Source organism: Pelagicoccus sp. SDUM812005 (assembly GCF_031127875.1).
Lineage (GTDB): Bacteria > Verrucomicrobiota > Verrucomicrobiia > Opitutales > Opitutaceae > Pelagicoccus.
The window spans coordinates 308,756-320,782 of record NZ_JARXIA010000003.1 but is presented as its reverse complement, the minus strand read 5'-3'; the positions used below and the strand labels follow the sequence as shown (position 1 = coordinate 320,782).

5 protein-coding genes are annotated in these 12,027 nt (G+C 55.5%); all 5 read right to left on the bottom strand.

Features of this window, described 5'->3' with window-relative positions; all coding sequences use genetic code 11:
- Positions 1–320 precede the first annotated feature (320 nt).
- Positions 321–4,136, bottom strand: coding sequence for a hypothetical protein (locus QEH57_RS06435; protein WP_309005870.1), 3,816 nt, complete (start codon positions 4,134–4,136; stop codon positions 321–323).
- Between the two features lie 1,015 nt (positions 4,137–5,151).
- Positions 5,152–7,857 carry a GH116 family glycosyl hydrolase gene (locus QEH57_RS06430; protein WP_309005869.1) on the bottom strand — a complete coding sequence of 902 codons (2,706 nt, stop codon included), beginning with the start codon at positions 7,855–7,857 and terminating at the stop codon, positions 5,152–5,154.
- A 14-nt stretch (positions 7,858–7,871) separates the two neighbouring features.
- A complete protein-coding gene (locus QEH57_RS06425; RefSeq protein WP_343224760.1) occupies positions 7,872–9,443 on the bottom strand; it encodes a sulfatase-like hydrolase/transferase in 1,572 nt (523 codons plus the stop codon).
- Positions 9,444–9,525: 82 nt separating this feature from the next.
- Entirely contained in the window at positions 9,526–10,935 is a 1,410-nt protein-coding gene (locus tag QEH57_RS06420; RefSeq protein ID WP_309005867.1) for a sulfatase, read from the bottom strand.
- A 92-nt stretch (positions 10,936–11,027) separates the two neighbouring features.
- Positions 11,028–12,008 carry a family 43 glycosylhydrolase gene (locus QEH57_RS06415; protein WP_309005866.1) on the bottom strand — a complete coding sequence of 327 codons (981 nt, stop codon included), beginning with the start codon at positions 12,006–12,008 and terminating at the stop codon, positions 11,028–11,030.
- Positions 12,009–12,027: the final 19 nt, after the last annotated feature.

The window sequence follows — 12,027 nt, the reverse complement described above, 5'->3', positions numbered from 1 at the left end:
CCAACCGCAAAGCCCCCGACTCCACCCGCGAAATCGAGATGCTCCCCCCGCAGAAAGCCTTTCTTAACGCAACCCGGGCAATTATGCGAAACGACGTAGGTCGATAGAACGTTCCCGTTCTCCTCCTCACCTAGAAACAATGCAGCTCCATGGTCCGAAAACCGAGACCCAATAACTTTATTTGCACCGAGAATCCATCCTTGTTTCTCACCTCTCGATCGAAGTTATAAAATCAAATAAAAGTACTATATTAAGATTCGGATTTTACGGTTAATGATTAGTTCTCCATAGTTGAGTGTTTTCCGAAACAGAATATTGAATCAATCCTCATACGGGTCTCGCTTCTCCTCTCGTTCCGCGTCTCGATCATATCGTTCGGCGAATTGACGCATTGCAGTTCCGAAACGAATGAATCCTTTCGCATCAAGAGATTCTGCTTTTTCCCTGTTTTTTTTCGCAAGTTCTCGCTCTTCCTTGCCATGAGTAAACCAATGGGCACCACGCTGGTTGAATAATTCGGCAGTGAATCCAGAGCGCATTTTTTCTGTATCTCGATAGTTCAGTACGGAAGCAACAGCTTCATGAATCCAGAGGCCTCCAGGGTCCGGCGGAGCATAGGCTAAAAGGTGCCCGATCTGAATCTGTGCAACATCAGCGTGTCCTGTTTCTTCCGTTATTCTCCGTGCTTCGTTAATCCATTCGTTAAATGCTTCAGCATTTAGTGTCCCGTCTTCGGAAAGCCCTGGGCAACGTCTCCATTCGGTCAGTAGTTTGTATGCGTTTCGTGCGAGGTTCTGCTTCTTCTTATTTGGTTCATCAGAATCATCTTTCTCATCATTCTTGGATCGGAAAACGAGACCTACAGCCTCCGCGAAGAATGCAGGATCTCCTGCTAGGCGTTTTTCGAGAGTGGCTGGTGATCCTGAAGAGAAGCGGTCAAGCCAGGGCAGAAAATTCCACTCGATTCGGAACAGCGCGTCCTGATCAGCAGTTTCTGATTTCTGAAGTCGTTTAATCAACTCGACAGTCTGATAGTTGTTAAGTTCGGCAATTCCTCCTCCACTTTCAAGCACCGCGATAAGCGCGCGGCTTGCTAGAGACTCGTCGATATAATTTTCGTCCTCTGCAGAGCACGCTATGCACATGACAGCGGCACCTGCGCGCCTGTAAGTGAGTAATTTCTCAATTGCTACTGAAAGACCCCGATCACATCCGTATGGGTCAACTCGCACTTTATTCCAATACTGCTCCTCGCTGGCCTCTCCAAGGTGAGTAGCCACTCGTTCCCAGATTTCACTCTCAAAGGGAAGGAGCGTTAAGAACTTCACACGGTAGTCAGCAGTCCAATCTTGTTCAAGCACCTCATCTACCCAATCAATCCGTCGAACCCAGAACCTGGCCCACACGAATCCGGCCACAAGTCTCGCTATGGATTCATCTTCCGCATCTAGAAGGAAAGGCAGTATTTCGGCCTCGGTTTCGTTTAACGCAACGATTCCAAGTGCCCGACCAACTTCATATGGAGAGGCAACCTTCGAAGCGAAATCTAAACAGCCCGCCATACCTCCTTCGGAGATGATCTCGTCGACGGCAGTCTGTCGTGCTTCCTCAAGACGTTTCCGTTGCTCTTCATAGTTTCCCTTCTCATCGTAAAGATCGAAATCTCGCCCAATGAAAAGGTGCTGGTATTTGAACTGGGGTGCGGTGGGAGCAAGGAGATTACTGGTCTCCACGATCTTTACTCTAACGTCCTTTGGAAGAGCCCCATCAGCGTCGGCGAACTTCCTGTGATGTCGGACGATCTCATCAAGTTTCTCCCAGATCGGCAGGCGTTCAGGTTCAGCGAGACCGGTGACCGCTTCGGAGGAGAGATGATCAAGGAGGGAATCAAGTGCAGCCATTGGCAGATCCGCAAGACGCCCAATGAGGGCAACGAGCTTCTCTGTATCTTGCTTGGCGAGTTCTACGGCAAGTTCAGTAATAGCGGCAATCTGCTCCCAATATTCGGTTCGAAGCACACTTTCTTTCCAGTCGCGGGGAATAAAGTCCCGCCACACTGGCTTATGGCACCCAGAAGTGAATCCGTGGCTATGCGGCAGAAGCGCTAATAGAAGAGCCCATCCGACTTCTGGTTGTTCCCTCAATACGACCTTGATTGCGGACTTTCGCTTCTCGAAAGGTGCCGTTGTTTGCACGTGCCATGGCAAATAGATTTCAGCAAGGGAGTTCGCGGGGCGGTTGGCCCAGTTGCCGCCTGGATCAATGGAGGCGATATCCGCAAGGATAACCGACACTCTAGGCAGGTAGTCGCTGTTCCACGCAAGGCTCTCTAGCGCCCAAAGCAATCCACTCATGTAGTTCCAGCCACCAAATCCACCCGCTCCCTCTTGCGCAAAGACCTCGTGAAAAGGAGCCGATGGCAAATCGACCAAAACCGACTCCACTGCATCTAGGAACTCGTCGGGAGCAGCTTCGGCAAGAAGCGGCATGTGAGTATCCAAACTCGCCCAACGCTCCCAACTCGCCTTGTTGAGTAATCGACGAACTACAAGAAGCGCTGTCGTATCTGCCTTCCTTTGCGAACACTCTGACAGAGCCTTAGGTTGGGATCCAAGCAACGCAAGGGTCTCCGCTATACCCTTTCTTAGTAACGAAGAGTACTCTAGGGCTTTGCCGTGAATGCTCGCGGCGAATCGCTCGTCTTTCGGGAGCTCAAACTTAGGATCTCTCTCGCTCAGTACGGCAACCGCTGTCGCTTCAAATCGATCTAGATCACTATCAGTGATCCGGTTGCCTAGAGCGTTCCAAGCCTCACCGCGCGCTACGAATCTCCACCTCTCATCAGTCTGAATAAGGGGAGAGTCCGAGCGCAGCGCGTCAGCTCTGAGTATCTCGATCCACTCCCCGTAGCTTTTTCCCAGCATTTCCTCCACTGCCCGAAGATCTGCAGGATTGTTTGCATTCCACTGACCCGCCAACGCGGCTTGCGCCAGTTCGCGAGCGGTATCCCAGTTGACGTATGGTGGAACAGAACCAAGTCCCAAAAGATGGCGGCGAAGAGCCGACATTCGTCCTCCTCCGATACCGCCAAGTTCTCGGGCGCGGACTTCAGAAAAATTAGCCTCTTTGAGAACTGCTTCTATCTGTGATCGAGACGGACTGCGGAGTTTTATTATTTCAGGATTGTCACCGGATAAAGCACCACACAGCGGTATAACAACCGCGTGGCCCTTTTTCGTTGCAACGGCTTGGAGGTTTTGCCGCTCTGAGTCCAATCCCAATCTAGGACTCGCAACTAGAACATGCGATTGCCTCAGCTCCGAAACCGTTCTCCAGGCCTCTTCATCGCTAATGAAAAGGCAGCGGTTTGCGTATTCTCGGGTCTTTTCATCATCGAGTGTCGATAAATATGCAGCGACAAAATCTTCGACATCATCTTCGCTCTCAGCAAAAAAAAATTGCCTGTGGGATTCTCCTGAGAAGACAGCTTCTAAGGACGCACAAGCACCGCCGCGAGAAGTCGTGAATAGTTGAGGTGGTAAAGGTGGATCGTTCTTGTCGCCTTGGGCTAGAATCAGATCCAAATGCTCGCCAGGTGTGATGATTCCCCCAAGACTTGCAGTGATCCCTACCTTCTTCGCCATCCATCGACCTAAGGCAGGAAATTCGCGGAGCCAGTCCGCAAGTTTTACTCCGTCGATTATTTTGATGGTGTTCCAACCACTACCCTTTCTCTCTTCCAACCACTCGGTCTGTTCGGGCTCATTCCAACCTCCAGAGGCGGAGGATCGGGGGGTCACGAAGACGAATGAGGATTTCGCCCGATTTTCAGCGGATAAAGCCTCAGTGCGCTTTTTGAAATCAGTTGACGCCTTAGTCTTCGGATCAGCCCCAGTGCCGATTTCCCAGTAGGAAGCGCCTGCTGGAACATACTCAAGAAAGCTTTGGTCTATCTCGACGAGCCCGTCCCAACCTGGCTGATTGACGACATCTCCATATGGGATACGGCACTCCGAGGGTGCTGGAACAGACTGCTTTACCAGCAAATACACAAGTTCAGGAACCACCGACTGACTGTCGCGCGTGGGTGAATAGCGGTCTAAATCGGCAGCTTGGACTATGTGAGTGTGATCCATCGGCGGGAGTTACTAAGCTTTTGAAAGATCGAGATTCGCGACGCGGGTTTTCGCGGCCATCAGTTAGTGCGGTGGGAAAGATTCATCTCGTGATAAACAATCAGGGATGTGCAGTTCCAGGTATCCAGAATTTGTATCCAAATTTTCATGCCCTGATACATTCGCAATTCCTAATGAGTTATTCCCAGTTCCAACTTAGACAGATACCTTCGGAAATGGATTTACTAGATCCCATTTCGGTGGGCTCTGGGCATAGGAGCGTTGGACAGGGGGTAACGCTTGTACCGCAATTTGGATACGCGCTTCGGAAGGCTTGAAAGGACATGTACAAGAGAGGGAGCTGTGAGACTTACAAAGTTGTCAGTTTCCTGCTTAGGACCGAAACGCGACCTTCGCAAGCTAAAGGTATTTACCTAGCAATATTTCAAAGACTCCCATGGCGGCCTTGGGGCGTGGTCGAGACTGGATCCCTACAAAAACGAGTGTGGTCTGAGACAAAGACCTGGCCCGAGAAAGCGAGAACCGGGTCGCTAAAAGACGAGGAAGATGGCCCGACAAAAAGCACGAAGAATCCGCGTGCTGAAACCTGCCTTATAAGGCAGGAAGCAGTGCAGGAGTCTTTGTGCCTTTTCGTGGCCAATAAACCTTCTAGCGGCGTGCCCGGCGGTCACGCCCTACCTATTGCGACGGATCAAATTGCACGAGACGCGCAAAGCAGGTGCGCGGCTCTGCCCTCTCACCTTCTGAAGAGGATGCGAAATTTCTCCCCCGTCTTTTTCCGCGTCCTCCGCGTTCTCTGCGGTTAAGAAAACAAGAGTCGTCTTGTGTGCTTCGGGAGTCGCGGCGTGCCCGGCGGTCACGCCCTACCTATTGCGAGTGATCATTGCACGAGACGCGAAAAGCATGTGTGTGGCTCTGCCCTCTTCTCCGCGTCCTCCGCGGTTAATAGGATAAACGTATCTCGTATCGAAACGACAATGCCCCTGCCCGCAGTCGATGCAGGCAAGGTAATCGCCTAGGAGCAAGACACCTCGAAACGCTGTCCGGCTTTAATCGCTAGCGGGCTAGCAAACTTCAAAACATAAGCGTCTCCCTTCGCTTCCACGGAAACGCCCAGCGCCTTTCCGTCTAGCGTGGCGGTAACGTCCCTCCCTGCGATGCCCGCTACTTTGTCCAAAGCGAACTCCTGCAATGCCAGCTTGCCGTAACGTAGTTCGAGGCCGGCCGTCAGCTTTCCGCCTTCAACTTGTTGCGTGAAACGGCCCCAGCCTTCGGCCGTGGTGAAGGCCGTCTGGAAGTTCTCCGGACTGAGCTTCGGGCCGAAGCCGAGCTTCCCCTCCGGACCGTCGTAGCGATAGCCACAGACCGCCAGAAACGCGCCGTAGCTCGCCATGGCTCGGGAATAGTGGTCGCTGCACTCAACCTCGTTGTAGGGATTGCGGGCTTCCGGCCGGTAGCGGTCGTAGATCGCCTTCCCGATGGCCAAGCCCTCCTCGACCATGCCCTCGCGGATCATGTGTGCCGCCACTTGCCACTCGAAGCCGGTCATGCACTCGTTGAGGTAGCCGGCGTAGTTCTTGTTTCCGCTCTTGGGTTCGACCTTGCCGAAGGGAAAGCTGCACATCACCAGCCCCGCGTCGCCCTCCGCCGCATAGTAGCGCCCGTTGGTCATCACCTTGCGGAAGGCCCCCACGTCCGGCGTAAAGTTGTACTTCCAAAGGGCCTGCAGCGCCTTGCGAATCTTGTCCTTTGGCAAGATGGGATCGAGCCCTAGCTCGTGCAACCAGGACTCGCCTAGAACCTGGTCAATATGGCAGCCATTGGTCGAACCGTGCATCTTATCCTCATCGGCGGGCGGCTTGTGGATAAAGTATCCAAAATCCTCGTTCCACAAGGCTTCCACCATGGCCGGAGCGCCCCTTGCCACAATGCCTTCGTAGCGGGAAGCGACCGCAGGCTGATCCATCTGGCGAGCCATCAAGGCCGCAGCCTTCAGGGCCGCGTGGTAGACGTTGGTCAGCCAATGCACCTGCCCGTACCAAGGTTCGTCCAAGGTATTGTGCTGGGCTCCCGCCAGCATGCCGTCCTCGTCCGGGTCCCACTCCTTGATCACAAAATCCATGGAGAGCTTCACCCGATCCCAGATCCTCGCGAGGAAGCTGTAGTCCGTCGTCATCTGGCTCTCCCGCAGCACGCGAATGATCGTTCCGCAGGTGCCGTCGATGGCGTCGTCGCGCCCCTTCTTTCCCTCCTGCATGCAATAGCGGAAGTACACCATGCCGTTCTCGTCATCGAAGCCGAGCCCGTACTCCACCTTCTCGCGGCACTCGCGCTCGATCTCCGGAAAGATGCGAGCCAGTCCTTGGGCATAGTTCCAGACATGGGTGCAATTGCCCGGACAACAGCGGACCCCTTCTTCCAAATTGTAGTGTTCGTCGTCGCTACCTTCTGGATACACGCGCTGCGCCACCTGCGTCTGCATGCAATTGATCGGTATGAAGGCTCGCTCCAAAAACCAGTACGGCAAACTCGAATCGTACCAAGTATCCACCCAGTCCTTACTCTTAGCGTAGAGCTCGCCCTCGCGACTCGCGACCTGGCTCGCAGCTTGCGCCGCGGTCGGCCAGAGCGTCGCGTAATGATTGCTCCCCGGCGAGGTCGATTTGGGTCCCACCCCGAAAGCCGTTCCATATCGAATGTGCGGAACCCGCCAGGATACCGCGAAGGACACGGTCTTGGACTCGCCCGGCGCCAGCGTCAACCGACGCCCGAGCGAAGCGAAGGAGGGAGCGGAAAGCTCGCGCTCGCTGACGGATCCGTCCTGCAGCCGCCCAATGGACTCGAAAAGTCCCTCCGGGCCAGGCGAGACCTTCTCCAGATCCACCCAGTCCGGCGACTCTTTTCCGAAAATCCCCAAGGCGATCGCATCCGCGTCCTCAAAGTCGGCGAAACACTCCACCGTAGCGATGTCGTCAAATTTTCGATACGCGCAGGTCTTCTTCCCACCCGAAGCCGATTCCTCCTTGCGGTCCACGATGCTCTCGATCCAGCCCGCGATCCCAAACTCCTTGGAAACGGACGCAGTATTGGTAACCGTATACCGCATCACGATCACCGGATAGCTGGACTCGTCACGGTTCAAAGGAATGAACGGCGTGTAAGCCTCCAGGCGAACCGCCAAGGGACACTGCCCATCGGCATAATCCACCTGCCCCATAGGGTACCGATTCGTGAAGCTGACCTCCTCAAAGCCCTCCGCGTCGAGGGTTCGCGTCTTTCCGTCTACTTGCAGGGCGAAGCCTTGGCTGATCGGCGAATGCGCCGCATCCGGCTTCAGGTAGCGAAGCCCCTTCGGGTTGTTCTTCTTGTCCTTGGTGGCGTCGAGGTTCCAATACCAAAGGCGGCCGTCCCCGCCGAGGTAGACCTGCCCCGTGCAAATCCCGTTGATCGGCATGCCGATGTACTGCAGCGCCCCCTTCTTGGCGCTCAGGGCCTCGCCGCGGGAGTACAGGCTGGCGATCCAATCCTTGCTCAGCCGCTTGTTCGCGGGAATGATCTTGTCGAAATCCTTCGCTTCAAAAGGCCCGGCCATCACCTTGAAGCGACCCGCCAGCAACATCGCAGCGGTCAGACCGGTTGCCTTTAAAAAGTCGCGCCGCGGGAGAGAGAGCCCTTCCCCGCTCAGTTCGCTGGCCAGGCTCGATTGTATCCTATTTTCCATGACGTTTCGATCCCTTAGTTTTTGCGCTTGATGCCGTCGTTCTGCGCCTGCGGCCGATAGCTCTCGATCTGGGCTTGCAGCTCCCGCACGACCTCGGGGTACTCATGATAGAGGTTGCGGGTTTGATTGGGATCCGCCTCCAGATCGTAGAGCTGGGCTGGAGCGGCATCCGCCTTGAGTTTGCCGTTTTCGATATCGCTGTTAGGCGTATTCACCAAAGCGGCCACCGCTGGCCCGCCCCAGGCATGGTGATGCGGCTTCGAACCCGAAAAACCTCCGTCGCTCTTGGCGGGAATATACATCCACTTCCCTTTGCGAAGCGACATGTGGGACGCCTTGCGCGGCGTAATGACCATTTCAGTACGCAGCGGAGCGTTGGGATTACCGACAAGGGCTGGCAACATATTGACGCTGTCGCGCTGCTCGCTCGGACTGAGCGTTTGCCCCGTTAGATCGGCAAAGGTCGCTTTCAAATCCACGCTCATGAACAACTGATTGGATACGCTTCCTGCCTCGATCTTCCCGGGCCACCAAGCGATGAAGGGCACGCGGTGCCCGCCTTCCCATACGCCGAACTTGGATCCGAGCAGGTCGCCGTTGATCCGATGGCCCAACTCGGCCGCCACGCGTCCACCATGATTGAACATGCCGCCATTGTCGCTCGTGAAGATCACAAGGGTATTATCGGCGACTCCGCTTTCCTCCAGCGACTTCATCACCTCGCCGACCATCCAGTCCAACTCGTGCACGAAATCGCCGTAAGGCCCCGCTTCGCTCGTTCCCTGGAAACGGGGGGCTGGAGTGAAGGGGTGGTGCACCGCAGTCGTGGCCAGATACATGAAAAACGGATTCCCGTCGCGAGCTTTGATCCAGTCCGTGGCCTTCTCGGTCAGCTTGGTGCCCACTTCGTAATCGTTGAAGAGCTTATGCGCTTCGACCGCGCCTTGGAAGCGGTTTTCCGTACGTTGGGATGCCTCGGGAGGAATTGGCGTAATCGGCGTCACGGGCTTCTTCTCCGCGTTTCGCCCGAGGTAGATCAATGGATCCGACGGATCGCCGCCCACCACGTGTTCATTTTCCACATACACGTACGGAGGGGCGCTGTTCACCACTGGCATCCCGAAATAATAATCGAAGCCCAAGTCGCGCGGGCCCGGACTCAAGGGCTTCTGCCAATCGTTCTCGCCTTCCCCGAAACCGAGATGCCACTTACCGACCACTGCCGTATCGTATCCCTTGCTTTTGAATACGTCGGCAATGGTCTGCGTTTCGACGTCGATCAGCAGCGGTGACTCGATCGGGCACGGCCCCCAAAGTCCCTTGCCGCCATCGGCCTTGTAAGGATACTCTCCCGTTAGCAGACCGTAGCGAGATGGCGTACAGACAGCCGAGGCCGAATGAGCGTCCGTGAAGCGACGCCCTTCCGCCGCGAGGCGATCGATGTTCGGCGTATCCACTTTCGTCGCGCCATAGCAGCCAAGGTCCCCATAGCCAAGATCGTCGGCGAAGATGAGCACCACGTTGGGAGCTACTTGCCGCATGGAAGGCGAAGTCGCGGCCGAGCAGAGGGTGCCCGCTGCCAGCATTGAAAGGATTAGGGTTAATAGCTTCGTTCTCATAGTATTCGGGTAAGTTGAAATTCGATAATGCTTTTTCATTATTCCTGATTCACGGGATAAGGGCCAGAGGCGTCGGGTTGTCGACCGAGCCTGCAGGGCGCTCGTTCGCCTCCATTTCCTTTTCGAAGGCCTGCATGGCGCCCTTGAGCTGCTGCACGATTTCCGGGTGGCTGGATGCGAGATTCGTTTTCTCCGAGATATCCGTATCCAAATTGTAGAGCGCTTCTTCTCCATCCACGATGCGCAGCTTCCAATCCTTCCAACGCACCGCTTCCAGGGTGCCCCAGTGGGCATAGAAGAAATACTCGTGCGGGCTTTCCGCGCCGTCCGCCAAGGTAGGCAAGATATCCTTCCCGTCGATGGCACGGTCTCTTGGCAGCTTCGCTCCCGCGAGCTTCGCAAAGGTGGGCAGCACGTCCATGGCCGTCACCAGCTCATCGACTTCGGTCCCCGCCGGAATACCATTTGGCCAACGAAGCACCGCAGGCACGCGCATGCCGCCTTCAAGCGTTTTGCCTTTCCATCCGCTCAAGGGTTTTGCGGAACCTTTCCGTCCAGCCGGACCATTATCGGTCGCAAAGAGTACAATCGTATTCTTCTCGATTCCCTGCTCCTCGAGGGCGTCTAGAATTTCTCCCACCGACCAATCGATCTCATAGATCGCGGTGGAATAAAGCCCTTGTTTCGCCTTATCGTCCGTCCCGACTTTCTGAGCGTACTCCTTCTTGATCTCCGGCGACGCCGCCAGAGGGCCATGCGGCAAGGGATGCGCCACGTAGAGGAAAAAGTTCTCGTCCTTGTTCTTCTCGATAAACGACACCGCCCGCTCCGTGATGCGCCGCGTCAGGTAATCCGCGTCAGGCTCCATTTCGATTACGGTCTCTCCTTCCAGCAGCGGCAGTGGAGGGAAATTGAAGATCTCCTGCCGCCGGTGGGCGGGATGGATATCGTGGCTGTAGGGAATTCCAAAATACTCCTCGAAGCCCTGGCGGGTCGGTAGGAATTCCGTCTGGTCGCCTAAATGCCATTTGCCGAACATGCCCGTCTTGTATCCAGCCGATTGCGCCGCCTCGGCAATCGTGAATTCCTCCGGATTCAGGCCCCGTCCGTCACCTGCCAAGAAAACGGGGAAGCACTTTCCCCGCGGGACATTCGGCAGGTCCACCGCGATCGAAGAGGGAGTTCCCATATCGATACGCGACGGGTAACAGCCTGTCATCAAGGCCGCCCGCGACGGCGAACAAAGCGGGGCGCCGACATAAAAGCTCGTCAAGCGAACGCCCTCCGCCGCCATCCGATCGATATTCGGAGTCAGGACATGATCCCCACCAAAGCAGCTCAAGTCCGCGTACCCTTGGTCATCGGTGAAGATGATCACCAGGTTCGGACGCGGCGGCGTCTCAGATGATGCTGAGGATTCCGCGCCCAGCTGCGAAACACCGAGGAGGTGAAGACCCATAAGCGCGGCCGCCATTGCGCATTTCCTCCGGTTTAGAGGCGTATTCAGAATTATATTTAAAACGTTTTTCATTTCTTCGTTCCCCAAGCGTCCTACTCGCTCCATTCGATATCGAATCGTTGGATACAAAGCAGCTTTCCGGCTTTTCCAATTTCAACGCCCCAGACCGGAGCCTCGCCCTCATCGCTGCCAGTGAAGGCTTCCGGTCGATACGTGCCTCCCGCAAACGCCTCCTGCGAAAGCTCATGGGTCTTTGAGAAATAAACCCCATCCTCCGCGTATTGCACGGTTCGCACCAGGTCCTTCGGCCCGACTTTTCCAATCATCGCCGCTACGCCTTTTCCCTGCGGCCAAACGACCACCTCGTGGTTGCCGGGAATGACGGGATTGGCGGAATGCTTCACGTACGGCCCACCGGGCGAATCCGCGATCGCCAGCCCCATTTGCGTTTCGCTGGGTTGCTTGCCCAGCTGACGCCCCTTATAATAAAGCCAGTACTTTCCGTCCCGAACGATCAGGCAAGAATCGTCAACCAAGTGACTATCGAAATCGGATTCGTTTTCGCTGTTCCGCAGCACGGGATTGCTGGACAAGCGTTCCCAGGGTCCGTCTGGCGTATCCGCAACTGCAATACCGATCTTCGAATCGGGCTTGATCTCAGGATCCTTCGAAATCCCAGTATAAAACAGCCAATACTTTCCTTCAGCCACCAGAATGTTTGGAGTGAAAACGCTTGCCTCGTCCCAAGCTCCGCTTTCGCCCTTGGCAATCGCCTGACCTCGTTCCGTCCAGCGCAAGCCGTCCGGGGAGGTCGCGTACCAAACGGTAGCGTCGTAGCCAGTCCGAACCGGCCCACGCGAATACCAGACGTAATAGAGCCCGCCGACTTCTATGATATCGCTCGGGTCTCGCCGGGAAACTCCTTCTTCCGGGCCGATCCCCGTCAATCGAGTATGCGTGAGCGACGCCCTCCCGTAATCCTGCGACTCCGCCTGGGTTGAGGGAACCGTCGCAAGGACGGCAACCAGCAAATGCGCCAGGAGCGAAAGTTTGTTCAAAACCTTTGGTTTCATTCTAAATGTCTGTAACTCG